At 70.9% G+C, this 24,511-nt stretch carries 21 protein-coding genes and 2 pseudogenes; 8 read left to right on the top strand and 15 right to left on the bottom strand.

From position 1 onward, the window contains the following. Positions 1 to 25 precede the first annotated feature (25 nt). The gene (locus StrepF001_RS37625; protein WP_129802661.1) at positions 26 to 862 is read right to left on the bottom strand and encodes a polysaccharide deacetylase family protein; all 837 of its coding nucleotides are present in this window, start codon (positions 860 to 862) and stop codon (positions 26 to 28) included. A gap of 150 nt (positions 863 to 1,012) precedes the next feature. Here StrepF001_RS37625 and StrepF001_RS37620 point away from each other — a divergent pair, with 150 nt between their 5' ends. Together StrepF001_RS37620 and StrepF001_RS37615 are read left to right on the top strand one after the other, a co-directional pair. Continuing rightward, positions 1,013 to 1,474: a universal stress protein gene (locus StrepF001_RS37620; RefSeq protein ID WP_129802660.1), complete on the top strand. Its 462-nt coding sequence runs from the start codon at positions 1,013 to 1,015 to the stop codon at positions 1,472 to 1,474. An 87-nt stretch (positions 1,475 to 1,561) separates the two neighbouring features. Then, positions 1,562 to 2,974 (top strand): amino acid permease, encoded by a 1,413-nt coding sequence (locus StrepF001_RS37615; RefSeq protein ID WP_129802659.1) that lies wholly within the window; start codon positions 1,562 to 1,564, stop codon positions 2,972 to 2,974. On the opposite strand, the gene StrepF001_RS37610 is transcribed toward StrepF001_RS37615, so the two are convergent. Then, entirely contained in the window at positions 2,971 to 3,786 is an 816-nt protein-coding gene (locus tag StrepF001_RS37610) for an alpha/beta hydrolase (RefSeq protein ID WP_129802658.1), read from the bottom strand. The two genes, StrepF001_RS37615 and StrepF001_RS37610, sit on opposite strands and share 4 nt — an antisense overlap. Positions 3,787 to 3,843: 57 nt before the next feature. Here StrepF001_RS37610 and StrepF001_RS37605 point away from each other — a divergent pair, with 57 nt between their 5' ends. Next, positions 3,844 to 4,317, top strand: a complete 474-nt coding sequence (locus StrepF001_RS37605) for a MarR family transcriptional regulator (protein WP_129802657.1) — start codon at positions 3,844 to 3,846, stop codon at positions 4,315 to 4,317. Positions 4,318 to 4,321: 4 nt separating this feature from the next. On the opposite strand, the gene StrepF001_RS37600 is transcribed toward StrepF001_RS37605, so the two are convergent. Beyond that, the gene (locus StrepF001_RS37600) at positions 4,322 to 5,476 is read right to left on the bottom strand and encodes a CapA family protein (RefSeq protein ID WP_129802656.1); all 1,155 of its coding nucleotides are present in this window, start codon (positions 5,474 to 5,476) and stop codon (positions 4,322 to 4,324) included. A gap of 212 nt (positions 5,477 to 5,688) precedes the next feature. Between StrepF001_RS37600 and StrepF001_RS37595 the strand changes: the two genes are divergently transcribed. The 3 genes from StrepF001_RS37595 (at position 5,689) to StrepF001_RS37585 (ending at position 7,718) form a co-directional block, all read left to right on the top strand. Beyond that, the gene (locus StrepF001_RS37595; RefSeq protein ID WP_129802655.1) at positions 5,689 to 6,234 is read left to right on the top strand and encodes a sigma-70 family RNA polymerase sigma factor; all 546 of its coding nucleotides are present in this window, start codon (positions 5,689 to 5,691) and stop codon (positions 6,232 to 6,234) included. A gap of 148 nt (positions 6,235 to 6,382) precedes the next feature. Next, on the top strand, positions 6,383 to 6,898 hold the full coding sequence (locus StrepF001_RS37590) for a hypothetical protein (RefSeq protein ID WP_129802654.1): 516 nt from the start codon (positions 6,383 to 6,385) through the stop codon (positions 6,896 to 6,898). A gap of 169 nt (positions 6,899 to 7,067) precedes the next feature. Further along, the gene (locus StrepF001_RS37585; RefSeq protein ID WP_129802653.1) at positions 7,068 to 7,718 is read left to right on the top strand and encodes a zf-HC2 domain-containing protein; all 651 of its coding nucleotides are present in this window, start codon (positions 7,068 to 7,070) and stop codon (positions 7,716 to 7,718) included. Between the two features lie 119 nt (positions 7,719 to 7,837). Here the strand turns inward: StrepF001_RS37585 and StrepF001_RS37580 are convergent. Together StrepF001_RS37580 and StrepF001_RS37575 are read right to left on the bottom strand one after the other, a co-directional pair. Then, a pseudogene (locus tag StrepF001_RS37580) lies at positions 7,838 to 8,732 on the bottom strand (DNA-formamidopyrimidine glycosylase family protein). A 41-nt stretch (positions 8,733 to 8,773) separates the two neighbouring features. Further along, positions 8,774 to 10,861 (bottom strand): SpoIIE family protein phosphatase, encoded by a 2,088-nt coding sequence (locus StrepF001_RS37575; protein ID WP_129802652.1) that lies wholly within the window; start codon positions 10,859 to 10,861, stop codon positions 8,774 to 8,776. A 189-nt stretch (positions 10,862 to 11,050) separates the two neighbouring features. Here StrepF001_RS37575 and StrepF001_RS37570 point away from each other — a divergent pair, with 189 nt between their 5' ends. Next, positions 11,051 to 12,472: a lipase maturation factor family protein gene (locus tag StrepF001_RS37570; protein ID WP_129802651.1), complete on the top strand. Its 1,422-nt coding sequence runs from the start codon at positions 11,051 to 11,053 to the stop codon at positions 12,470 to 12,472. Here StrepF001_RS37570 and StrepF001_RS37565 read toward each other — a convergent pair. The 8 genes from StrepF001_RS37565 to StrepF001_RS37530 are packed head-to-tail and all read right to left on the bottom strand — an operon-like array spanning position 12,460 to position 20,285. Beyond that, positions 12,460 to 13,293, bottom strand: a complete 834-nt coding sequence (locus StrepF001_RS37565) for an amidohydrolase family protein (RefSeq protein ID WP_129802650.1) — start codon at positions 13,291 to 13,293, stop codon at positions 12,460 to 12,462. The two genes, StrepF001_RS37570 and StrepF001_RS37565, sit on opposite strands and share 13 nt — an antisense overlap. After that, positions 13,290 to 13,604: an L-rhamnose mutarotase gene (locus StrepF001_RS37560; protein WP_129802649.1), complete on the bottom strand. Its 315-nt coding sequence runs from the start codon at positions 13,602 to 13,604 to the stop codon at positions 13,290 to 13,292. Before StrepF001_RS37560 ends, StrepF001_RS37565 begins: the two co-directional genes overlap by 4 nt. Next, the gene (locus StrepF001_RS37555) at positions 13,601 to 14,569 is read right to left on the bottom strand and encodes an aldo/keto reductase (RefSeq protein WP_129802648.1); all 969 of its coding nucleotides are present in this window, start codon (positions 14,567 to 14,569) and stop codon (positions 13,601 to 13,603) included. Before StrepF001_RS37555 ends, StrepF001_RS37560 begins: the two co-directional genes overlap by 4 nt. Then, positions 14,566 to 15,321 carry an SDR family oxidoreductase gene (locus StrepF001_RS37550; RefSeq protein ID WP_129802647.1) on the bottom strand — a complete coding sequence of 252 codons (756 nt, stop codon included), beginning with the start codon at positions 15,319 to 15,321 and terminating at the stop codon, positions 14,566 to 14,568. Before StrepF001_RS37550 ends, StrepF001_RS37555 begins: the two co-directional genes overlap by 4 nt. Continuing rightward, on the bottom strand, positions 15,318 to 16,661 hold the full coding sequence (locus StrepF001_RS37545) for an L-fuconate dehydratase (RefSeq protein ID WP_129802646.1): 1,344 nt from the start codon (positions 16,659 to 16,661) through the stop codon (positions 15,318 to 15,320). Before StrepF001_RS37545 ends, StrepF001_RS37550 begins: the two co-directional genes overlap by 4 nt. A 36-nt stretch (positions 16,662 to 16,697) precedes the next feature. Further along, positions 16,698 to 17,723 carry an ABC transporter permease gene (locus StrepF001_RS37540; RefSeq protein WP_129802645.1) on the bottom strand — a complete coding sequence of 342 codons (1,026 nt, stop codon included), beginning with the start codon at positions 17,721 to 17,723 and terminating at the stop codon, positions 16,698 to 16,700. Then, entirely contained in the window at positions 17,716 to 19,215 is a 1,500-nt protein-coding gene (locus StrepF001_RS37535; protein WP_129802644.1) for a sugar ABC transporter ATP-binding protein, read from the bottom strand. Before StrepF001_RS37535 ends, StrepF001_RS37540 begins: the two co-directional genes overlap by 8 nt. After that, on the bottom strand, positions 19,212 to 20,285 hold the full coding sequence (locus StrepF001_RS37530; protein WP_129802643.1) for a sugar ABC transporter substrate-binding protein: 1,074 nt from the start codon (positions 20,283 to 20,285) through the stop codon (positions 19,212 to 19,214). The genes StrepF001_RS37535 and StrepF001_RS37530 overlap by 4 nt, the downstream gene beginning before the upstream one ends. Before the next feature lie 181 nt (positions 20,286 to 20,466). Here StrepF001_RS37530 and StrepF001_RS37525 point away from each other — a divergent pair, with 181 nt between their 5' ends. Beyond that, the gene (locus StrepF001_RS37525) at positions 20,467 to 21,168 is read left to right on the top strand and encodes an FCD domain-containing protein (protein WP_129802642.1); all 702 of its coding nucleotides are present in this window, start codon (positions 20,467 to 20,469) and stop codon (positions 21,166 to 21,168) included. An 18-nt stretch (positions 21,169 to 21,186) separates the two neighbouring features. Here the strand turns inward: StrepF001_RS37525 and StrepF001_RS37520 are convergent, their stop codons facing one another. After that, complete coding sequence (locus tag StrepF001_RS37520; protein WP_129802641.1) at positions 21,187 to 24,207, bottom strand: glycoside hydrolase family 38 C-terminal domain-containing protein; 3,021 nt, start codon at positions 24,205 to 24,207, stop codon at positions 21,187 to 21,189. Positions 24,208 to 24,237: 30 nt separating this feature from the next. Next, positions 24,238 to 24,442, bottom strand: a pseudogene (locus tag StrepF001_RS48710) (endo-beta-N-acetylglucosaminidase); the annotation flags it as partial. Between the last annotated feature and the right edge of the window lie 69 nt (positions 24,443 to 24,511).

Raw genomic sequence — 24,511 nt, 5'->3', positions numbered from 1 at the left:
CCCCGACGGTGCGGGCGCTCGCCCCTCACACCTGGTACCGACGCGGCACGGTGATGTGGTACCCGGCGTCCAGCAGCTGCGGCAGATAGTCGCGCAGCGCCCGCACGCTCTGCGAGCGGTCTCCCCCGGAGTCGTGCGAGAGCACCACGACGCCAGGGCCGGCGCCGTTTCGCACCCGGTCGACAATGGTGCGGGTGCCGGGCTCGATCCAGTCGAGGGAGTCGACGGTCCAGCCGAGGGGTTCCATGCCCAGTTCGGCGCCGAACTGGAACACCGCCCGGTTCCAGGCGCCATAGGGGGCACGGAACCAGCGGGGCCGCTCACCGTACGCCTCCTCGATGATCTCGCTGGTGCGCTCCATCTCGGAGCGGATCCGACCACGGGTCAGCCCGGTCAGCAGGGGGTGGGACCAGGTGTGGTTGCCGACGACGTGCCCCTCTTCGGCCATCTCGGCGAGCAGGTCCTTGTTGTGGACGACCATCTCCCCGCACACGAAGAACATGGCGCGGACGTCGTAGGCCCGCAGGGTGCTCAGGATGTCCGGGGTGTAGTGCGGGTCGGGACCGTCGTCGAAGGTCAGCACCATGGTGCGGCCGATTCCGGTCACCCGCAGGAGGGGTTCACTGCGTACCGGGGTCCCGCCGGAGGCGGCCGGGGGGCCGTATCCGGCGAGGGGCTGGAGGCGGTAGGCGGAGGGCTTGAGCGGGCGGCGCGCCGGAGGACCCGCCGCGGGGGCGGCAAGCGGTGTGACCGGGTCGCTGTCGGTGCCCAGGGCAAGCAGACCGGCCGTTCCGGCCGTGCCCAGTGCGGCTGCGCCGCCCAGCACCACCCTGCGCCGCGTGAGCATCTGATCCTTCTTCATGACTCATCAGTCGCCCGGCCCACGCCCGGCGCATCTCAGCAACACCGCAGCGGCGGCAGGAAACACCCGTGCGGCCCATGACACTCCGTCCGCGGCGCCCGTCGCTTCCCGCCCGGCGTCCGGACCTGCGGCTTCCGATAGCCTCGAGCCGTGACGGAACAGCACTCGCACCAGTTCGAGCGCGGCACGGACGGCCCCAAGGTCATCCTGGTCGGCGTCGACGGCTCGGACACCTCGATGCGGGCGACGGCGTACGCCGCGGGCCTGGCCCGCAGGCAGAAGGCCCTGCTCGCCATCGTGTACGTCCAGCCGGTCATGGCGGCCGGCGCGGCACTCGGGGCGCCGGTCGCGGCGACGACCGACGCGATCGCCGAGAACCTGGTGACGGAGATCCGGGAGGCCACCGAGCGGCTGAAGGGGATATTCGAGCTGCGCTGGGAGTTTCACACCTTCCGTGGCGATCCCTACAACGGCCTGGTCAAGGCGGCGGACGAACTGAAGGCGGACGCGGTCGTGGTGGGCGCCTCCGAGCAGGCCGGTCACCGCTTCGTCGGCTCGGTGGCGGTGAAGCTGGTGAAAGCGGGACGCTGGCCGGTGACCGTGGTGCCGTAGGGCGTGCGTGGCGTCTTCCTTCGAGGACGTGGCTGAGCCATCATGATCCGCGGTCAGCCGGTTGCCTATCGCGAAGAGGTGAGGCGTATGGCCAGGCTCCGAATGGGTGAGGGAATTCTCCGCCGCAAACCCATTGAGCACATCGAGGAGACGGAAGTCGTCGAGGGCACCCAGCTCGAACGATCCCTCGGTCTGTGGCAACTGACCGCGATCGGCGTCGGTGGCATCATCGGCGCGGGCATCTTCACCCTCGCGGGCACGGTGGCCAACGGCACGGCGGGGCCGGCGGTGCTCATCTCGTTCCTCATCGCGGGCGTCGCAAGCGCGGCGGCGGCACTGTCGTACGCCGAGTTCGCGGGCCTCATTCCGAAGGCGGGTTCCGCCTACACGTACGGCTACGCGGTGCTCGGCGAGCTCGCTGGCTGGTTCATCGGCTGGGACCTGCTGCTGGAGTACACGGCGATCGTGGCGGTGGTCGCGATCGGCATCTCGGGATACTTCAGCTTCCTCATCGGCGAGATGGGCGCCGACCTGCCGAACTGGATGCTGGGCGCGCCCGGCACCGGCGACGGGCACCGGATCGACCTGTTCGCGGCGCTGCTGTGCCTGCTCATCGCGTATCTGCTGAACCTCGGCATCAAGAACGCGGCGCGCTTCGAGACGGTCGTGGTCGCCCTGAAGGTGCTGGTGGTGCTGCTGGTGATCGCGGTCGGTGTGTTCCACATCGACACGGCCAACTACAACCCGTTCTTCCCGTACGGGATCGGCGGGGCGTTCACCGGCGCGGCGACCGTGTTCTTCGCGGTGTTCGGGTACGACGCGATGTCGACGGCGGCCGAGGAGTCGAAGGACGCGCAGCGGCACATGCCGAAGGCGATCATCTACTCACTGGCGATCTCGATGGTGCTGTACGTGGCCGCGTGCCTGGTACTGACCGGCATGCAGAACTACACGGAGATCGACCCGGAGAGCGGCTTCTCGACTGCGTTCAAGGCGGTGGGGCTGAGCGGGCTGGCGGATGTGATCGCGGTGGGCGCGATCATCGGCATTCTGACGGTCATGTTCACGTTCATGCTGGGCGTCACCCGGGTGTGGTTCGCCATGTCCCGGGACGGGCTGCTGCCGCCGTGGTTCGCGAAGACGCACCCCACGCGGCACGTGCCGACCCGCGTGACATGGATCGTCGGGGTGGCGTCGGCCGCGATCGCCGGGTTCCTCCCCATCGGCGAGGCGGCCGAGCTGACCAACATCGGGATCCTGTTGGCGTTCGCGGTGGTGTGCACCGCGGTGATCGTGCTGCGCTACCGGCACCCGGAGCTGCCGCGCACCTTCCGTACGCCGTGGATGCCGTGGGTGCCGGCGGTGGGGGTCGTCTTCTCGATCTGGCTGATCACGTTCCTGTCCTGGCAGACCTGGGCGCGGTTCGCCGTGTGGTTCGCGCTCGGCCTGGTGATCTACTTCGGCTACTCGTACCGGAAGTCGGAACTGGCGGGCCGTTAGAGGGTGCGCAGGAATTCGGCGAGGATCTCGTTGAAGACGTCGGGCCGCTCCATGTTCGGGTAGTGCGCGGCGTCTTCGACGGTGACGGAACGGCCGTCGGGGACGGTGCGCGCGAGTCGTTCGGCCTCGGCGATCAGTTGGGCGGAGTCCAGGGCGCCGTTCACGGCGAGCAGCGGTACATCGATCTTCGGCACGCGGGGCCAGGTGTCGGTGAGGGGGACGTGCCAGTTCTGCTCTCCGACCGTGTGCTTGGAGATGGTGCCGAGGGCCATCTCCCGCAGCCGCCGCAGGATGTCCGGGTCCACCTCGTCGACCGTGCGGTGCGGTCCGGCCGCGCCCCGCATGAACGCCGCCAGCCAGGCGTCGATGTCCCCGGCACCCAGGGCGCGGGCGAACTCGGCCTCGATCTCCCGCCCCCACGGTTCGGTGTACGCGAACTCACTGGTCGCGGCTCCGCAGACGACGACTGCCCGGACCAGCTCCGGGTACTCCAGCGCGGTGTCCGTGGCGATGCCCCCGCCCATCGACACGCCGACGAGGACGGCCGGGCCCGCGTCGAGGTGACGCAGCAGCGCGGCCAGGTCGTCGGCCCAGCGGAACGGCCTGCTCGCGTTGGCGGAGGCACCGTGGCCGCGTACGTCGGGGGCGATCACCCGGTGGCCGGCGGCGAAGGCCGGCGTCTGGGCGTCGAAGACGCGGTGGTCGGCGTACCCGGAGTGGAGCAGGACCAGCAGGTCGCCGCTGCCCGTGTCGCGGTAGGCGAGATCGCCGTCAGCAGATGCGAAGTACCTCAGTTCCGTAGCAGTCGTCATGACAACCAAGGTGTCATCTCTTGGCCAGTTTGACAACCGAGGTGCCATGATGGCCTCGTGAACGAGATCGACAGACCGCTCCCTCCCGACGAACTCGCTCACCGCCTCACCGCGGTGTTCGACCTGGTGGGCCCGCTGTACCGGCGCGTGCAGCGCAAGGTGGAGCAGGGCGAGGCCGTCGAAGGGCTGTCCGTGGGAGTACGGGCCGTCCTGGACCTGCTGGGCAAGCAGGGGCCGATGACTGTGCCGCAGATGGGCCGGGCCCAGGCACTGAGCCGGCAGTTCGTGCAGCGGATGGTCAACGACGCCGCGGCGCGCGGACTGGTGGAGAGCGCCCCCAACCCGGCGCACCAGCGCTCGCCCCTGATCCGGCTCACGGACGAGGGCCGCACGGCGATCACCGCGGTCCTCGCCCGCGAGCACGCCCTCCTGCGGGAGGTCGCCGGCGATCTGACGGACACCGAGGTGACGGCGTGCCTGCGGGTGCTCGGCGAGATGCTGAAGCTGTTCGATCACGTCGACGTGAACTGACCGGCTACTCCCCCATCACCAGACCGTCCTGCGCCGCACCCCGGCTGAGCACGACCTGCTGGATGCGGTCACGCGCGGCGGCGACGTCGGCGCCCTGGGCCAGGGCGGCGTTGATGTTGACCACCCGGCCTGCGTCGATGTCGTACAGCTGCGGAATGAACTCGGCCTTCGTCACCTGCCAGCGCTGCCCCGGCCGGGCGGGCGGGGTGAAGGTGAAGCGGCCGATGGTGGACTGGGTGCCCCGGGGGTCCGGGACGCCCTGGCGGTCGGGCATCTGGCCGGTGACCTGATCACCCGTCCCGTAGACCACCCAGGTGCCGTTGACCTTTTCGTACGCCTGCGGGACATGGGCGTGGGTGCCGAGGATCAGGTCGATGTCGGGGCGGCCGCGGGTCTTGGCGGCGGTGAGGGTCTCCGCCAGGCTCAGCTGCCGCCGGTCCGGTTCGTCCTGCCACTCGGTGCCCCAGTGCAGGGACACGACGACCACATCGGCGCCGGCCTGCCGGGCCGCCCGGGCGTCGGCGAGGATCCGGCCCTCGTCGATCTGGTGGACGGCCCAGGGCCGCCCTGGGAGCGGGTGACCGTTGGTGCCGTTGGTGTAGGCGAGGTGGGCGACCATCGCCCGGCCCGCGGGCAGGATGGTGACCGTGCGCGCCTCGGCCTCGGTACGCGCCGCCCCGGCGTGCCGGACCCCGGCCCGGTCGAGGGCGTCCAGGGTGTGCCCGATGGCCTCGGCACTCTCGGCGGTGCCGCGGGTGGCGGCGGTGGAGCAGCCGTCGTAGCCGGTCGCGGCGAGCCCTCCGGCGATCTCCGGCGGAAACGTGCCCGGCCGACCGGCGTGGGCGCCTCCCACGCCGTACACGGCCTCCATGTGACACAGCGCCAGGTCCGCCTGGGAGACGACCGGCTCCACCCCGGACAGCATGGGCCGGAAGTCGTGGCCGACCCCGCCCCCGTCGAAGCGCGCCCGGTCGAGGACGGACGCGTGCGGGAGGACGTCGCCGGACGCGACGAGGGTGAATGCGCTGGAGTCGGCGGAGGCCGGGCTGCCGGCCCGGCCGGAGGACTTCTCGTTCTGGGCCTGGCAGGTGGCGCCCGCGGCGAGAAGGGCCGTCAGAGCCAGGGCCACCTGTCGTCTGCGTGCGATGCGTACGATCATCAGCTCACCCCAGTGCTGTCACATTTACGGACTAATAAGTACGAAGTTGAACACAGCGCCAAACAGCCCCAGGGCTCCCTTTAACCCATCCGGTGTGCGCGACCGGCGGTTGCGGACCGTTCGTCGTACCGTTCGCCGACGCGTTCGACCGTCCGCCGCACCAGCGTGTGCGCGCCCTGTCCCGGAACCGCACCCTGCGATCCCATACGCGCATGACGGCCGGAACCACCATCACCAACGGGACGACCGCCGAGCACGAGCTCGCCGCGCTGCAGCGGGAGCACGGCCGACCGCTCTTCGCGCTGCTGCTCCGGCTGTGTGACGGCGACCGGCAGCGCGCCGAGGACCTCGTCCAGGAGACCCTGGTACGCGCCTGGCAGCACCCCGAGGCGCTGCGCGCCGACGCCTTCGAGTCCGTACGGCCCTGGCTGCTGACCGTGGGCCGACGGCTCGCGATCGACGCGCGGCGGGCCCGGCAGGCACGTCCGCCGGAGGTCGGCGACGCGGTTCTGGAGAGCGCGCGGGTGATCGCCGACCACGCCGAGCGGTCGGCCGCCACCGTCGACGTACGCGAGGCTGTGAAGACCCTCACTCCGGAGCACCGTGAAGTCCTGGTGCTTGTGTACTTCCAGGGGGCCAGTGTGGCGGAAGCGGCGGCAACCCTGGGAATCCCGCCCGGTACCGTGAAGTCCCGCGCGTACTACGCGCTGCGCGCCCTGCGCCGGGTGCTTCCGGGATACGCGGCCGACCTGCGGTGAAACCGGCTGCCGAGTCAAACCTCCGTAAAGCGCCTTGCTGAGGACCCCGGTTGAGTAATCGGCTGTCCTCATCCGTGTTCCGGATAGGGCCACGGGCCACCGGCCCGGGGCCGGGCGACGCGCACGCACCGGAGGAAGGCAGGAAGGGATGCAGCACAGAGGTCACCAGAGTACGGACGGCACCGGTGGCGGTGAACTGACCGTCCCCATGGCCTGGTTGTACGCCGAGTACATCGCCGACGAACTGCTGCGGACCGGCGATCTCATGCCGCCGACGTCCTTCGAGTTCCGCGCCGGGCGGGACGCCCTGGCACTGACCATCTTCCTGTCCGACACGGAGGGTGAGCTCTCCGGCATCCGGGTCGTCTCCCAGCTGGAGACCTGGCTGTCACTGACGGCGTACGACCAGCCGTGGCAGGACTGGGTGCGCGAGCGCACGGCCGAACTCGCCGCCGAGGCGGCCCGGGCGGGCGGACCCGCGCCGGACCTGGAACTGGCTCAGGCGGCCTGGCGCTGGCTGCAGGAGACCGAGCTGCTCGCCCCCGACCTGAACGCGGTCCCGGGCGGCGGTGCCGTGGTGGGCGAGGACGACGGGCCGAAGGTGTGGACGCCGGCGTGGCAGCTGGGGCTGCCACTGGGGCACCTCGCCATCCATCTCTTCTAGATTCCTCTGGATTCCTCGGAATCCGACCAATCCTCGGGCCGGACCGCTCCGAATTCCTTGGTTGCGATTCTGTACGGGGCTTGAGTGATTCGGCGGCTTGGTGCGTACCGGTGGGAGCAAGGAGTAACCCCACCCACACCCACCGACACGAGGATCACGAGGATTCGGCATGAGGTCCCTGGAGAGGCATCGCGACGTCGGCGCGTACGCGCTCGGCGTGCTGGACGAGGCGGACGCCTTCCGTTTCGAGGACCACCTCATGGAGTGCCCTCGATGCACCGCACACGTCACCGAATTCGGGCCCACCGCCCGGCAGTTGATGCTCTACCGGCGCGCGACGCCACGCTCGGTGCACCCCATGGCCGGACCCGGCCCGCGGCTGCTGGACCGGCTTCTCGGCGAGGTCGCGGCGCGGCACCGGGCCGGGCGTCGACGGCTGCTGTTCGCCGTGGCCGCCGCGGTGGTGTGCGCCGTGGCCGGGCCCGGGATCGCAATCATGACCGAGGGCGGCGACCGGGCGGTGCGTGTGTCGGCGACCGACGAGCGCACCGGGGTGTGGGCGCAGGTCACGACCGAGAACGAGGTCTGGGGCAGCCAGGTGGTGGTGGAGGTCAAGGATGCGGCGGGTCCCCGGGCCTGCCGGCTGGTCGCCATCGGCCATGACGGCTCGGAGGAGACGGTGACCAACTGGACCGCGCCCCACCATGACGCCCGCCCGAACACTCTGCAGGGCGCGGCGGCCCTGCATCCCGACCAGATCGCGCGGTACGAGGTGCGCACGAAGACCGGGGAGCGGCTGGTGGCGGTCGACTCTCGCTGAGCGCTCCGCTGGAACGCCGGTACGCCATCTGCGGGTGCGTCGTGGCTGGTCGCGCCCACGCGGCGGAGCCGCATGTCGACACAGCCCCGCGCCCCTTGGGTGCGCTGCCCAACCGCCCGTTACTTGAGCAGGCGGGACATTCTGCGGTCCGCCAGTGGCTTGCCGCCCGTCTGGCAGGTGGGGCAGTACTGGAGCGAGGAGTCGCTGAAGGAGACCTCCCGGATCGTGCCGCCGCACACCGGGCAGGGCTCGCCGGTCCGGCCATGGACGCGCAGGCCGCTCTTCTTCTCGGCCTTGAGGCGTCCGGCGGCCAGGCCCCGGGAGCGTTCGACGGCTTCCGTGAGCGTCGTGCGCAGGGCCTCGTACAGTCTTCGGGTCTCCTCGGGTGCCAGGGAGGCGGCGAGCTTGAACGGGGACGTCTTCGCGGCGTGCAGGATCTCGTCGCTGTAGGCGTTGCCGACGCCGGCGATCAGGCTCTGGTCGCGCAGCGCCCCCTTGAGCTGTCGGCGTTCGCCCTGAAGCAGCGCCGCGAATCGGGCCTCGTCGAAGTCGTCGGCTGGGGGTGCCCCCAGGCCCTTAAGGCACTGGGGGAGGGTCCGGGCCGAGCCGGGCCACGCCGGGCACCTCCTGCGGGTCCCGGACGACGTACACCGCGAGCCGTTTCTGGGTGCCGGCCTCGGTCAGGTCGAAGCCGGCACCGGTCTCCAGCGCGACGCGCAGCGCCAGTGGGCCCTTGCCGGGGCGGGGCGGGCCGTCCGGGAGGCGGTCCTTCCAGTGGAGCCAGCCCGCGCGGGCGAGATGGGTCACGAAGTGCGGGCCGCCGTCCGTCTCGCAGTCGAGGAACTTGCCGTACCGGTGCACGGCGGCGATCTCGCGGCCCTCGACGGCGGCGAGGGGCGGGTCGTACGTCTTGAGCACACTGATCGCGACCGGCAGCACGCGCACGACCTCGTGACCGACGAGGTGGTCGGTCAGGAAATCCTTGAGCGCCTCGACCTCGGGCAGTTCCGGCATACGTCCAGAGTGCCATCCGGGACCGACAGTGCCACGGGGATTCAGCGACGTTCCGGCACCACGAACTCGGCCCACACGCACTTGCCGCCGCCACGCGCCTCCACGCCCCACACGTCCGTGAGCACCTCGACGAGGAGCAGGCCGCGTCCGGAGACGCAGGAGTGGGTCGCCTCGCGGCGGCGCGGCAGGGCGCTGGAGGAGTCCTCGACCTCGACGCGCAGCCGGCGGTCGGAGCCGGACAGGACCCGCAGGGTGACGATCGCGGCGCCCTCGGTGTGCATCAGGGCGTTGGTGATCAGCTCGTCGGCGACGAGTTCGACCTCGTCGGAGCGGTCGGCGGCACCCCAGGCGCCGACCGCGGCGCGGATCATGCGCCGGGCCTCGGTGAGGGCCTCCGGGTCGCCGGGGGCCACGTGCTGCTGGAGCCGGCCGCCGGTCTGGGGGGCGTCAAGGCCGCGGCGGCGCAGCAGGAGCAGCGCGACGTCGTCCTCGCCGCCGCGTTCCTCGGCCACGTCGATGAGCAGGTCGGCGAGTTTCCACACGTCCTCGGGACCGGAGGCAACCATCGCGGTGAGGGTCTGCACGCCGTCGTCGAGGTCGGCGCCGGGCTCTTCGACCAGGCCGTCGGTGCACAGCAGCAGGGTGTGGCCGGGATCGAGCTCGACAGTGCCGACGGGGTACTCGAGGCGCCCGAACTCGGCGGACAGGCCGAGCGGCAGGCCGCCCGGGACGGGCACGCGGCGGCAGCTGCCGTCCGGGGCCCGGATCAGCGGGTCGATATGGCCGGCCCGGACCACCTGGACCACGCCGGTGGCCAGGTCGGCCTCCGCGTACAGGCAGGTCGCGAAGCGATCGGTGTCCAGTTCGTGGAGGAAGACGGAGGCGCGCGCCATCACCGTGGCCGGCGTGTGCCCCTCGGCGGCGTAGGCGCGCAGGACGATGCGCAGCTGGCCCATGACGGCGGCGGCGTGTGTGTCGTGGCCCTGGACGTCGCCGATGACGGCGCCGACCCGGCCGCCGGGGAGCGGGATCAGGTCGTACCAGTCGCCGCCGATGTCCCGGCCGAGGGAGCCCCCGGCGCCGCCGGCCCGGTAGCGGACCGCGACGTCGGCGCCCCGCACGCTGGGGATGGTGCGCGGCAGCATGGCCTGCTGGAGACCGCTGGCCAGGTCCTTCTCCTGCTCGTAGAACATCGCCCGTTGCAGGCTCTGCGCGATGCTGCTGCCGAGCGCGACCAGGATGTTGCGTTCCTCGGGGGTGAAGCCGCGGCGGTCGTTGTAGAGCAGGCCCATCGCGCCGATGGGCTGGGCCTGGACGATGAGCGGCAGATAGGCGGCCGAGGTGATGTCGAGGTCGGTGATGTGCGGCCACAGGATCGGGTAGCCCTCGGCGAACTCCTCCGGGGACTCGATGAAGCGGGGACTGAGGGTGCGCACGACCTCGCTCATCGGGTAGGGCTCGTCGATACGGGTGATCAGCGTGCCGGGCACGAAGCTGCCCTCGGGTCCCTCGGCGACCAGCCGGATGCGTCCGGCCTCCACCAGGCCCATGACCAGACTGGCCGCGCCGAGGTGGGTGACGCCATGGGTGTCCTTGAGGACGTCGATGACGTCCTGGACGGTACGGGCGTGCGCGAGGGCGGCTGTGGTGAACTCCACGACGTCGGTCTGATCGCGCCGGGCGTGGTCCTGGCCGGCCGGTTCGCGGCGCGCCGCGAACTCGCCGAGCTCCTGGGTGGCGTCCCGGACGATGCCGATGATCCGGCGCGGCCGGCCCGTCTCGTCGCGCCGGATGTAGCCCTGGGTGTGGGTCCAGCGCAGGGTGCCGTCGCGGCGGCGGAGGCGGAAGTAGGCGCCGTAGTTCTCGCTGCCGTCCTTGATGGCCTGGGCGACCAGGGTGTCGAGTCGTCGGCCTTCGGTGCGCGGGACCCGGACGCCCAGGGACTCCGGGCGGCCGTCGTATTCCTCGGGGCGCAGGTCGAAGACCTCGTGGGCCTGGGGGTCCATGTGGAACAGACCGGTGTCCAGGTCCCAGTCGAAGCTGCCCATCTGGTTGAGCGCCAGGATCGGGTCCGGGTGGGCGGGCCAGTCGTCCGGGAGAGACAGGGCGCTCGCTCCCCGATCAACCATGCGCCCACTTTGCCAGCATTCGACCGATTCTTCGACCGGGTCAGCCGTCGAGGCCATCAGCCGGACCGCCGAAGATGTCTGCTTCACTCTCCTGTGGTCACGTAAACAGAGAGAGCGGATGCAAAGAGTGACGAACCCGCCCGGGGGCAGACGTACCGGCGCCAGAATGGAAGAGAGGAGCGCATGCCCGTGGACTGGTTCACCGCACCCGACTACTGGCTGAGCCGGCTGGTCTTCCAGCGGGCTCTGGCCGGCGTGTACCTGGTCGCGTTCCTGACGGCGGCCCTGCAGTTCCGGGCGCTGATCGGTGCCCGCGGGATGCTGCCGGTGCCGCGGTTCGTCGAGTACGTGCCCTTCAAGCGGGCCCCGAGCCTCTTCCAACTCCACTACTCCGACCGTTTCTTCGCGGTGTGCGCCTGGTCGGGCTGTGCGGTGTCGGCGGCGCTGCTGGCCGGCCTGGACTCGCTGCTGCCGTTGTGGGGCGGCATGCTGCTGTGGCTGGTGCCGTGGGCGCTGTATCTGTCGATCGTCAACGTGGGCCAGACCTGGTACGGGTTCGGCTGGGAGTCCCTGCTGCTGGAGGTCGGCTTTCTCGCCGTGTTCCTCGGCAACGACGAGGTGGCGCCGCCGATCGTGGTGCTGTTCCTGCTGCGCTGGATCCTGTTCCGGGTGGAGTTCGGCGCGGGTCTGATCAAGCTGCGCGGGGACGAATGCTGGCGGAAGCTGACATGCCTGGACTACCACCACGAGACCCAGCCGATGCCAGGCCCGCTGAGCTGGTTCTTCCACCGTCTGCCGCGCCCGCTGCACCGGGTGGAGGTGGCCGCCAACCACTTCACCCAGCTCGTGGTGCCCGTTCTGCTGTTCACCCCGCAGCCGGTCGCCACCGCCGCCGCCTCGCTGATGATCGTCACGCAGTTGTGGCTGGTTCTGTCGGGCAACTTCTCCTGGCTGAACTGGATCACCATCGTGCTGGCCCTCTCCGTGGTGCAGTTCCCGGCCGACCCGCCGGCGGTGCCCGACGCTCCCCTCTGGTACATGGTCGTGGTCCTCGCGGTAGCCGCGCTGATCGCGTTCCTCAGCTACCAGCCGGTCCGCAACATGATCTCCCGCCGCCAGATCATGAACCGCTCCTTCGACCCGCTCCACCTGGTGAACACCTACGGCGCGTTCGGCAGCGTCAGCCGGGTGCGGTACGAGGTGGTGGTCGAGGGCACCGCCGACGCCGTACCGCACGAGGACTCCGACTGGCGGGAGTACGAGTTCAAGGGCAAGCCCGGTGATCCCCGGCACTGGCCGCGCCAGTTCGCGCCGTACCATCTGCGGCTGGACTGGATGATGTGGTTCGCCGCGCTGTCGCCCGCATACGCCGGCTCGTGGTTCGGCGCGCTGGTGGAGCGGCTGCTGGAGAACGACCGGGACACGCTGAAGCTGCTGCGCCGCTCGCCCTTCCCGCCCGACGAGCCCCCGCGGTTCGTCCGCGCCCGGCTCTTCCGTTACCGCTACACCACCTGGCGGGAGCTGCGGGAGACGGGTGCGTGCTGGGAGCGGACGTATGTGCGGGAGTATCTGCCGCCGACCCGGCTGGCGGAGGTGGCTCAGAGGCCGTAGACGCGGGTGGCGGTGGCTTCGAAGACCCGGGTGCGATCGAACGGGCCGAGCAACTGCTCCGCTGTGGCAAACACCTGACCGTACGACGCCGCCAGAGTGCACACCGGCCAGTCGGAGCCGAACATCAGCCGGTCCGGGCCGAAGGCGTCCAGCACCACGTCGGCGTACGGGCGCAGGTCGTCGACCGTCCAGGAGGCGAGGTCCGCCTCGGTGACCATGCCGGAGAACTTGCAGACAGTGTTGGAGAGGGCGGCCAGAGAGCGGACGGCGGTCTCCCAGGGTTCTCGCTCCCCGGAGGCGATGGGCGGCTTGCCCAGGTGATCGAGGACGAAGGTGAGCTGCGGCAGCGCCTCGGCCGTCTTGACGCAGGCCGGCAGCTGGTTCGGCAGGACGACCAGGTCGTAGACCAGCCCCGTGTCCGCGACGGCGGCCAGTCCGCGCCGTACCTCCGCACGCAGCAGCCACTCCGGGTCGGGCTCGCCCTGGACCTGGTGGCGGATGCCCTTCAGGTACTGCCCTCCGGGCAGCTCCCGCAACCGGGCCAGTTCCTCGGCGACGTCCGGGCGGGTGAGGTCGGTCCAGCCGACGACACCGGCGATCAGCTCGTGCTCGGCGGCGAGGGCCAGGAACTCCGGGGTCTCCTCGGGCACAGTGATCGTCTGGACGAGGACCGTACGGTCGACTCCGGCCGCCCGCGCCTCGGGGGCCAGGTCGGCGACGGTGAAGTTCCTTCTGAGCGGCTGAAGTACGGGGCCGGTGATCCAGTCCTGGTCCCGCACCGACAGGTCCCACACGTGGTGGTGGGCGTCGACGACGGTCACGGCAGCTCCCACACGACGGGCAGCCCGGCGTCCGCGCCCTCGCCGGAGTAGTCGTGCACCACGTCGAGCAGCTCGGCCATGCGGGCCTGCCAGGCCACGTTGACGGGCAGTTTCTCCAGCTCGGCGAGCAGGCGGCCGTAGTCCTCGCACTCCAGGACGTGGAAGAGGTCGGTGCCGCTGCGCCAGATCGTCCAGGAGGTCGCCCCGGCGGCCCGGATGGCGTCCGTGAGCTCCTTCGGGACCTCGCGGTGGGCGGCCTCGTACTCGGCGACGCGGTCGGGGCGGACCTTGGTGTGCAGGGCGACTCTCATGACGTCTCCTCGGCGGGGAGCAGGCCCGTCTCCCGCAGCTCCTGCCAGAAGGCCGCCGGCACGGACGTGTGGAACTGCTCGGCGCAGTCGACGACTTCGTGCGCCGAGCGGGCGCCGACGAGGACGCTCGCGACCGCCGGGTGCGCGGTGCAGAAGGCCAGGGCGGCGGCGCGCAGGGTGGTGCCGTGGCGGTCTGCGACGGACTTCAGCCGCAGGGCGCGGTGCAGCAACTCGGGTGACGCGGTGGCGTAGTTGTACGTCGCACCCGGCTTCGGGTCCGCCAGGAGGCCGGAGTTGAAGGCCCCGCCGATCACGACGGAGGTGCCGCGTGCCTGGGCGGTGGGCAGCAGCTCGGTGAGCGCCCCCTGGTCGAGCAGCGTGTAGCGGCCGGCGCACAGCACCACGTCGACGTCGGTGTCGTGCACGAAGCGCGTGAGCATCTCCGCCTGGTTCATGCCGGCGCCGATCGCGCCGACGACTCCCTCCGAGCGGAGCTTCTCCAGCGCCGGGTAGCCCTCCCGGAAGGCCCACTCGGCGTGGTCGTCGGGGTCGTGGAGGTAGGCGATGTCGACGCGGTCGAGGCGGAGCCGTTCCAGGCTGGCCTCCAGGGTGCGTCGTACGCCGTCCTCGCTGAAGTCCCAGACGCGGCGGTGCGTGGCGGGGACGGCGAAGCCGTTGCCGAGGTCGTCGCCGGTGCCGTCCGACGGCTCCAGGCGGCGGCCCACCTTGGTCGAGATCGTGTACTGCGCGCGGGGGCGTTCGCGCAGGGCCGCGCCGAGGCGGCGTTCCGACAGGCCGAGGCCGTAGTGCGGCGCGGTGTCGAAGTAGCGGATGCCGTGCTGCCAGGCGGCGTCCACCGCCTCGTACGCCTGCTGCTCGCCGACCTCGGTGTACAGGTTGCCGATGACGGCGGCGCCGAAGGCCAGTTCGCTGACCTCGACCCCGCTGTTGCCGAGCCGTTTCACCGGCCCACCGGCCGCAGGCGCAGGCCCTGCATTCCGCCGTCGACGGCGAGGGCGGTGCCGGTCGTGGCCCCGGAGAGGGGGCTCGCCAAGTAGGCGACGGCGCCCGCGACTTCGGCGGCCGAGACCAGGCGGCCCGTGGGCTGGCGGGCCTCCAGAGCGGCGCGTTCGGCCGCCGGATCGTCGGCCGCATCCAGCAGACGGCCGACCCAGGGGGTGTCCGCGGTGCCGGGGTTGACGCAGTTGACGCGGATGCCCTCGCGGACGTGGTCGGCGGCCATGGCGAGGGTGAGCGAGTGGACCGCGCCCTTGGTCGCGCTGTACAGCGCCCGCTGCGGGAGCCCCGCCGTGGCCGCGATGGAGCAGGTGTTGACGATCGCCGCGTGCGACGACGCGCGCAGGTGCGGCAGGGCGGCGCGGGCCACCCGCACCATGCCGACGACGTTGACGTCGAGGACCCGGTGCCACTCGGCGTCGTCGTTGTCCTCGACGGTCCCCTGGGCGCCGATGCCGGCATTGTTGATCACCACGTCCAGTCCGGCGAGGTCGGCGACCGCGGCCGCCACGGCCTCGCGTACGGAGGCGTCGTCGGTGACGTCGGCGCGGAAGGCGAGCAGCGGCTTCTCCACCGACGACGGGTCGAGGTCGAGCACGGCGACCTGGGCGCCGCGCTCGGCCAGGAGTTCCGCGGTGGCCCGGCCGATGCCGGAGGCGCCGCCCGTCACCAGGGCCTTGAGGCCCTCGAAGTCGCTCATGCGGCCTGGCCCTTCTTCTGCGTCTCGAGGTCGGCGGCCCAGAAGGTACCGCCGGGGAACGTGTACCGCGCGATCGACTCGGGCCGCATGGCAGCCGAGAAGCCCGGCGCGACGGGTGCTGTGTAGTGACCTTTCCTGATCACCACCGGATCGAGGAAGTGGTCGTGCAGATGGTCGACGTATTCGATGACACGGTCCTCGGTGGTGCCGGTGACCGCCACGTAGTCGAACATCGACAGGTGCTGGACGAGTTCGCACAGTCCGACGCCGCCCGCGTGCGGGCACACCGGCACACCGAACTTGGCGGCGAGCAGCAGGATCGCGAGGTTCTCGTTGACGCCGCCCACGCGGGCCGCGTCGATCTGCAGGACGTCGATCGCCCCGGCCTGGAGGAGCTGCTTGAAGACGACCCGGTTCTGCACGTGCTCTCCGGTGGCCACCTTCACCGGGGCGACGGCCTTGCGGATGGCCGCGTGGCCGAGGACGTCGTCGGGGCTGGTGGGCTCCTCGATCCAGTACGGGTCGAACTCGGCGAGGGCCTTGGTCCAGCGGATCGCCTCGTCGACGTCCCAGCGCTGGTTGGCGTCGATCGCCATGCGGATGTCCGGCCCGACGACCGAACGGGCGACACGGCAGCGCCGTACGTCGTCCTCCAGGTCCGCTCCGACCTTCAGCTTGATCTGCCGGAAGCCGTCGGCGACGGCCTCGGCGGCGAGGCGGGTGAGTTTGTCGTCGTCGTAGCCGAGCCAGCCGGCGGAGGTGGTGTAGGCGGGGTAGCCGCCCTTCAGGAGCCGGGCGACGCGCTCCTGCGAGCCCTCCCGGCCCCGGCGCAGGAGGGCCAGTGCCTCCTCGGGCGTGAGCGCGTCGGAGATGTACCGGAAGTCGATCTGCCGGACGATCCACTCGGGGTCGGCGTCGGCGAGCAGCCGCCACAGCGGCTTGTCGGCACACTTGGCGGCGAGGTCCCACACGGCGTTCATGACCGCGCCGAGCGCCATGTGCATCACGCCCTTTTCGGGGCCGAGCCAGCGCAGTTGGCTGTCGCCGATCAGGTCGCGGTTGAGGGTCCCCGGGTCGGCGCACAGCTCGTCGACGGACCGGCCCACGACATGGCCGCGCAGCGCCTCGATCGCGGCGACCTGGACCTCGTTGCCCCGCCCGATGGTGAAGGTGAATCCGTGCCCCTCCAGCCCGTCCCCGGCGTCGGTGCGCAGGACGACGTACGCGGCCGAGTAGTCGGGGTCCGGGTTCATCGCGTCGGAGCCGTCGAGCTCGCGCGAGGTGGGGAAGCGGATGTCGTAGGTGTCGACCGCGATGATGCGGGCGGAGCTCGGGGACACAGAGTGCCTTTCGGTCGGTGGCAGTCAGGCGCGGGGTCAGTCCTGCGCGCGGCCCGTCGTCACGCGGGCGATCATGAGGGCGACCAGGATGATTCCGCCGTAGATGGCCTGGATCCAGAAGGACGGGACCTGGGCGAGGGTAAGCAGGTTCTGGACGACACCGAGGAGGAGTACGCCGGTCAGGGCGCCGAACATGGTGCCCTTGCCGCCGTCCAGGCTGATGCCGCCGATCACCGCGGCCGCGAAGACGGTGAAGATCATGTTGTTGCCCTGGTTGGCGCTGATCGCGCCGACATAGCCCGTCTGGATGATCCCGCCGACGGCCGCGAGCATGCCCGCGACGACGAACACCCCGAGCATCACGCGCTCGACGCGGATACCGGCCGCGCGGGCGGCGTCCGCGTTGCCGCCGATGGCGTACAGGGCGCGCCCGATGCGGTGGTACCTCAGCACGAATCCGGCGGTCGCGAAGGCCGCCGCCGCGAGCCACACCGACATCGGGATGCCGATGAAGGTCGTGGTGGCGAGGGAGTAGAAGCTGTCGGGCATCCCGAACAGCGTCTTGCCCTTGGTCGCCCCGACCAGCAGACCACGCAGGACGATCAGCATCGCGAGCGTCACGATGAACGCGTTGAGCTTGAACTTCACGACCAGGATGCCGTTGAAGGCACCGACGGCCGCTCCCGCGACGACGATCGCCGACAGAGCGAGGGCGGCGGGGAGTTCGGTGCCCCAGCCGGACTGCGCGGCGGGCAGGACGAGGAGCGCTCCGACGGCGGGTGCGATGCCGACCACCGACTCCAGAGACAGGTCGAACTTGCCGGTGATGAGAACGAGCGACTCGGCCAGCACGACCATCGCCAGCGCGGCGGAGGCGCCGAGGATGGAGATCAGGTTGCGCTCGGTGAGGAACGAGTCGTTGACCAGCGCACCGAGCACCAGGAGGAGCAACAGGGCGGGAACGAGGGCGAGTTCGCGTGCGCGGCGGAGCAGGACCGTCCTGGCCGCACGGGGATCGGGGACCTTGACGGGCGTAACCGGTGGGGCTTTGGTGTCAGCCATGGTCCACTCCTTCGATGGAGGCGATCAGCTCGTGGTCGCGCCACCCCGCCGGGTGCTCGGCGACGACACGGCCGTGGAACAGGACGAGGACGCGGTCGCAGCGGCGCAGGTCGTCGAGTTCGTCGGAGACGACGAGCACGGCGGTGCCGTCCTCGCGGGCGCTGTCCATGCGGGCGAGCAGGGACTCCTTGGACTTCACGTCGACGCCCGCGGTGGGGTTGATCAGCACGAGCAGACGGGGGTCGGAGGCGAGGGCGCGGGCCATCACGACCTTCTGCGCGTTGCCGCCGGACAGGTCGGAGACGGGCTGGTCGGGGCCCTCGGTGTGGATGTCGAGGCGTTCGATGAGGGCGGTGGCGAAGCCGCGCTTGCGTTCGGTGCCGACGAAGCCGAAGCGGCCGAGCCGGTCGAGGACGCTCATGGTGGCGTTGTCACCGATGGTCATGCCGGCGACCAGGCCCTGGTCGTGCCGGTCGCGGGGCACGCAGGCGACACCGGCCTTGAGAGCGGCCTGCACATCGCCGAACGGCAGCCGATCGCCGCCGAGTTGAGCGGTACCGCCGGTCGGGGTGTGCAGTCCCGCGAAGGACTCGGCGAGCTCCACCTTGCCGCTGCCGCTGATCCCGGCGAGTCCGACGACCTCGCCGCGGCGGACGGTGAGGTCGATGTTCTCGTACGACGGTGAGGTGAGGCCGCGCGCTTCGAGGAGGACGGGCGCGTCGTGGTCGACGTCCCTGGGGTCCACGGCCTGTTCGGCGATGGTCTCGATGGACTCGCCCGCCATGGCCTCGACCAGGGCCCGGCGCGAGAGTTCGGCGACCGGTGCCGTCGTGATCCAGCGGGCGTCGCGCAGGACCGTGACGGTCTGGCAGACCTCGTACACCTCCTGGAGGTGGTGTGAGATGAACAGGAAGGTGACGCCGGAGTCCTGGAGTGCCCGCATGCGGGAGAACAGCCGCTCGATCTCGCGGTTGTCGAGCTGGGCGGTGGGCTCGTCGAGGATGATGAAGCGGGCGCCGAAGCTCAACGCCCTCGCGATCTCGACCATTTGGCGGTCCTCGACCTTGAGGTCGGCGGTGCGGGCCTCGGGGTCGACGTGTACGTCCCAGGTGGCGAGGAGGTCGGAGGCCTCAGCCCGCAGCTTGCGCCAGCTGATGAAGCCACGCTGGAGCGGCTGGCGGTTGATGAACAGGTTCTCGGCGACCGTCAGCTCGGGGACGACGGTGGGCTTCTGGTAGACGCAGGCCACCTTGCGGCGCCAGGCGTCGCGGTCGGCCGGCGGGGGCGCGGGGTGACCGTCGAAGCGGACCTCGCCCTCGTCCGCCGCCTGGAGGCCGGTGAGGATGTTGACCAGGGTCGACTTGCCGGCGCCGTTGCGGCCGACGAGGGCGTGGGACTCGCCGGGCAGGACGGTGAGCCGTCCGTCGGCGAGGGCGGTGGTGGGGCCGTAGCGCTTGACGATGTCCCGCGCCTGGACGAGTGGCGTCGTCATTTGACCGTGTTGCCCCAGAGCTTGGGATCGTCGACGTTGTCCTTGGTGACCAGCGGGGCGGGCAGCTGGTCCTCGAGGATGCCGCTGGGCAGCTTCACGATGGTCGAGTCGTGGTCGGTGGGGCCGGGCTCGAAGGTCTTACCCTCCATCGCCGCCTTGATGTAGTACATGCCGTACTTGGCGTACAGGTCGGCGGGCTGGGAGACGGTCGCGTCGATCTCGCCCTTGCGGATGGCGTCGTACTCCTGCGGGATGCCGTCGTTGGAGACGATCGTGATGTGACCGGCCTGCCCGGCCTTCTTCAGCATGCCCTTCGACTTCAGGGTCTGGAGGGTCGGCGCGAGGTAGACGCCGCCGGCCTGCATATAGATGCCCTTGATGTCAGGGTTGGCGTTCAGGAGGGTGTCGAGCTTGGAGGCCGCGGTGTCGGACTCCCACTTGGCCGGGATCTCCAGGACCTTGAGCTTGGGGAAGTTCTTCTTGACGCAGGCGCGGAAGGCCTCGGAGCGGTCGCGGCCGTTGACGGAGGCGAGGTCGCCCATGATCTGCACGACCTTGCCGGAGCTGATGTGCTCGCCGAGGTACTGGCAGGCCTTCTCGCCGTACGCCACGTTGTTGGCGCGTACGACCATCGCGACCTTGCCCTTGTCGGGCGCCACGTCGACGGCGACGACCGGCACGCCCTTGCGCTCCGCCTGGTCGAGGCCGGCCTCGATGGCGGCGCTGTCCAGCGGGGCCACGACCAGGCCCTTCACGCCCTGGTTGAGTTGGTTGTTGATGTCGGTGATCTGCTGTGAGGGGTCGCTGTTGGAGTTGACCGTCTTGAGCGCGTCGACGCCTTCGGACTTGGCCGTCTTCGGCACGTAGTCGTTGTACGACTGCCAGAACGGCGAGGTCAGCAAGGGCAGGATCACTCCCACCTTGCCGGTACCGCCGCCTCCTCCGGCGCTGGAGGCGCCGGTGTCCTTGGTACTGCCGCACGCGGCGAGCACGAGCGAGACGCCGGCGACCGCAACCACCGCCTTGACCATCCGTGACCTGTTCTGCTTCCGCGCTGTTGTGCCGGGCATCTGGCAGCTCCTCGTTGAGCGTGTCGAGCAGATGCCCGCATATTTATCAGACCACTTTGCCGGTACAACACCCTGCGGAGGCAGATTCTCGCTGTTTCGGCCGCAGTGGTCCGACCAACCTGGTGATTACACTGCCGCTCACCAGGCGCCCTCAGGCGCCTCGGGCGACGGGAGGAACGGCGTGGACGAGACAGCCCCGCAGAAGGGCACCGTGACGCAGCGCGCCATCGAGCAGATCAAGGCGATGATCGCCGAGGGGCGGCTGGAGCCCGGCCAGCGGCTGCCGACCGAGCGCGATCTGGCGGCCCGGCTCGGCATCTCCCGCAGCTCGATGCGCGAGGCGATCCGCGCGCTGACGGTGCTGGGGGTGCTGGAGGCCCGGCACGGCTCCGGCATCTACGTCACGCAACTGGAGGCCGGCGACCTGCTGGAGACGTTCGGTGTGGTGGCCGACCTGTCCCGCGGTCCACGTCTGGTGGAGCTGCTGGAGGTGCGCCGCATCCTGGAGTCGACAGCGACGGCCCTGGCGGCGGCGCGCATCACACCGGACCGGCTGGCGGAGGTCGAGAAGCACCTGACGGCGATGAACGCCACGGACGACCCCGAGGAGATCCTCGCCCACGACCTGGCGTTCCACCGCGAGATCGCGGCAGCTGCCGGCAACGACACCATGGCCGCCATCCTGGAGGGCCTGTCCTCCCGCACCTTCCGCGCCCGCGTCTGGCGCGGCTACCAGGAGGAGGGCGCCTTCACCCGCACCCGCCGCGAACACGCCGCGATCCACCGCGCCCTGGCCGCCCGGGATCCGGAGGCGGCCCGGGCGGCGGCGGCCGCGCATGTGGGCGAGGTGGAGGAGTGGCTGCGGGACCGACTCGCGCGGTGAGCGGTCCCGCGAGGGACGTCAGGCCCGCTTCAGCCGCAGGGTCATCAGCTCGAAGGGGCGCAGGCGTACGGTGATCCCGTTGCCGTCCCGGGCGGGGGTGGCCGTCTCCGGCAGCGGGCGTTCCAGCAGGTCGGTGACCGTGACCCCGGTGACGTGGAAGCCCGCGGTGAGCGTGGCCCGAGCTCGGCCGCCGTGGGCCTCGTGGAAGCGGACGACCACGTCGCCGCTGCCGTCGTCGGCCAGCTTGACCGCGGTGACGACCACCGCCTCCTGGTCGACCGCGACCAGCGGCGCGACCTCCCCCGCGCCGGTGATCCGCCGCTCCGGCAGGTTCAGCCGCCAGCCCTCGCGGACCGCGTCGCCGATGCCCGCGCCCGGGACGAGGGCGTGCCGGAAGCGGTGGACGCCCTGGTCGGTCTCGGGGTCGGGGAAGCGCGGGGCGCGCAGGAGCGAGGCGCGGACCGTGGTCGTCGTACCTCCGTCGCCGTCGGTGCGGACGGTGCGGGTCACGTCGTGGCCGTACGTCGAGTCGTTGACGATCGCCACCCCCCAGCCGGGCTCCTCCAGGTGGACGAAGCGGTGGTTGCAGGCCTCGAACTTGGCCGCCTCCCATGAGGTGTTGGTGTGGGTCGGCCGGTGGAAGTGGCCGAACTGCGTCTCCGACGCATACCGTTCGGCGTGCACGTCGAGCGGGAAGGCGAGCTTGAGGAACTTCTCCGTCTCGTGCCAGTCCACCTCCGTGTCCACCACCAGCCGACGCTCCCCCGGCGCGAGCGACAGCTCCTGCGTGACGCGCGACGCGCCGAAGGACCGTACGATCCGCACCGACACGCCGTCCTCACCGGCGATGACCTCGTCGGCGTCGGTCAGGTCGGTGACCGTGTTGCGGTAGAACTCGTCGACGTCCCAGGCGTCCCACATGTTCGGGAAGTCGGGGTGGAGCTGGAGGAGGTTCGCGGCCCGGCCGGGGGCGATCGTCTCGCGGTCGGCCTGGATGTCGTACGCCGACACGACCAGGCCCCGGGCATCGACCTCGATGCGCAGCAGCCCGTTGTCCAGGACGTGGCCGCCGTCCGGACGGGCGGCGAGCGTGGTCCGGCCCTTGGTGGTGGGCGCGGCCGCGCCGCCCGCCGGGACTCCGGCGCGGGCATGGGGGGCGGCGTTGAAGACGACGGGTGTCGTGCCCTCGCCGGCCAGGGCGCGCTGGGCGGCGTCGATGATCCGGTTCAGCTCTTCGGCGATCCGCTCGTAGGTACGGCGGGCCTCGCGGTGCACCCAGGCGATGGAGGAGCCGGGCAGGATGTCGTGGAACTGGTGCAGCAGCACCGTCTTCCAGATGCGGTCCAGGTCCTCGTAGGGGTAAGGGAATCCCGTTCGCACGGCCGCCGTGGCCGCCCACAACTCGGCCTCGCGCAGAAGGTGTTCGCTGCGGCGGTTGCCCTGTTTGGTCTTGGCCTGGCTGGTGAGGGTGGCGCGGTGGAGTTCGAGGTAGAGCTCGCCGACCCAGACCGGCGGGTTCGGGTACTCGGCCGCCGCCTTGGCGAAGAAGTCCGCCGGGGTCTCCCAGGCGACGGTCGCCGAGCCTTCGAGGTCGCGCAGCCGGGCCGCCTTGGCGACCATCTCGCGGGTGGTGCCGCCGCCACCGTCGCCCCAGCCGGTGGGGGCGAGGGAGTGGCGGGCGACACCCTTGTCCTTGAAGTTGCGGGCCGCGTGGGCGATTTCGCTGCCCTTCATGGAGCAGTTGTAGGTGTCGACGGGCGGGAAGTGGGTGAAGATCCGGGTGCCGTCGATGCCCTCCCACGTGAAGGTGTGGTGCGGGAACTTGTTGGTCCGGGACCAGGAGATCTTCTGCGTCAGCAGGTACTTGCTGCCCGCGGCCTTGATGATCTGCGGCAGTCCGGCGGCGAAGCCGAAGGTGTCGGGCAGCCAGGCCTCGTCGTTCTCGATGCCGAACTCGTCGAGGAAGAACCGCTTGCCATGCACGAACTGCCGGGCCATCGCCTCGGATCCCGGCATGTTGGTGTCCGACTCGACCCACATCCCGCCGGCCGGCACGAACCGCCCGTCCGCCACGGCCTTCTTCACCCGCGCCCACACCTCGGGCCGGTGCTCCTTCACCCAGGCCCACTGCTGAGCCTGCGACATGGCGAACACGAAGTCCGGCTCGTCGTCGAGCAGCGCGGTCATGTTGGACGTCGTACGCGCCACCTTGCGGACCGTCTCGCGCAGCGGCCACAGCCACGCCGAGTCGATGTGCGCATGGCCGACGGCACTGATGCGGTGCGCGGACGGGGCCGCCGGGGTGGCGAGGACGTCGGTGAGCCGGGAACGGGCCTCGGCCGCCGTACCGCCCACGTCCTGGAGGTCGACCGCGTCCAGGGCCCGCTCCACGGCCCGCAGGATCTCCCAGCGGCGCGCGGACTCCACCGGCAGCTCGGCCATCAGCTCGCCGAGCACCTCCAGGTCGATCACCAGCTGCCACACCGTCTCGTCGAGGACGGCCAGATCCATGCGCGTGAGCGTGTACTGCGGTTCGCTGCCGGCGGTCTCCTTGTCGCCGAGCTGTGTGGGCCGGAAGGGGTGGTAGTCGAGGATGACCGGGTTGGAGGCGCCTTCGATGTGCAGGCGCACCTCCTCACCGCCCTCGACCGGGGCGCCGATGCGCACCCACTGGTTGCGCGGGTTGAGCCCCTTCACCGGCGTGCCGTCGGGCCGGTAGACCAGGCCCTCGCACTGGAAGCCGGGCATGTTCTCGTCGAAACCGAGGTCGAGGATCGCCTCGACGGTCCGGCCGGCCCACGCCTCGGGCACGGTCCCGGTGACCTGGAACCAGCTGGTGCCCCAGGGAGCACCCCACCGGGCGCCCACCTCGATGGGCTCCGGTTCGGCCGCGAGGCCCTCGGCGACCGGCACGGGTTCGTCGGGGGCGTGCCAGACGGCCACGTCGAGTGGCACGGACTCGGGATACACGGCGGGTCGGATGCGTTCGTCGAGGACACGCCTCAGGCGGGCTTCCACGAGGCTGCGGTCGTCATGCATGCGGGGTGCTCCGTAGCTGGGTTGCGGTGGTTACCAGGTGTGGTTCACGGTCACGGGGTCCGACGAGGTGTAGAGCTCCCCTACGGCGCGCAGTTCGAACCGTGCCGCCCGCTCGCCCTGTCCGGGCCCTGAGGCCGCCGACGAAGTGGGCCCGCCGGCAGGTGCCGCCGAGGAAGCGCCGGGTGCTGTCGGGCAGTAGGCGGTGGAGGGTGTAGCGGCGAACGCCGCCGGGGGCAGACTGCCGGCCGAAGCGCAGGTCGTCTGCGGAGGCGGCGGGGGCCTGGGGCGGCGCGGTGCGGACGGC

Origin of the sequence: Streptomyces sp. F001, assembly GCF_004187715.1 — a bacterium.
Classification (GTDB): Bacteria; Actinomycetota; Actinomycetes; order Streptomycetales; family Streptomycetaceae; genus Streptomyces; species Streptomyces flavusporus.
The sequence above is the reverse complement of the archived record's forward strand: the minus strand, read 5'-3'. Positions and strand labels throughout refer to the sequence as shown.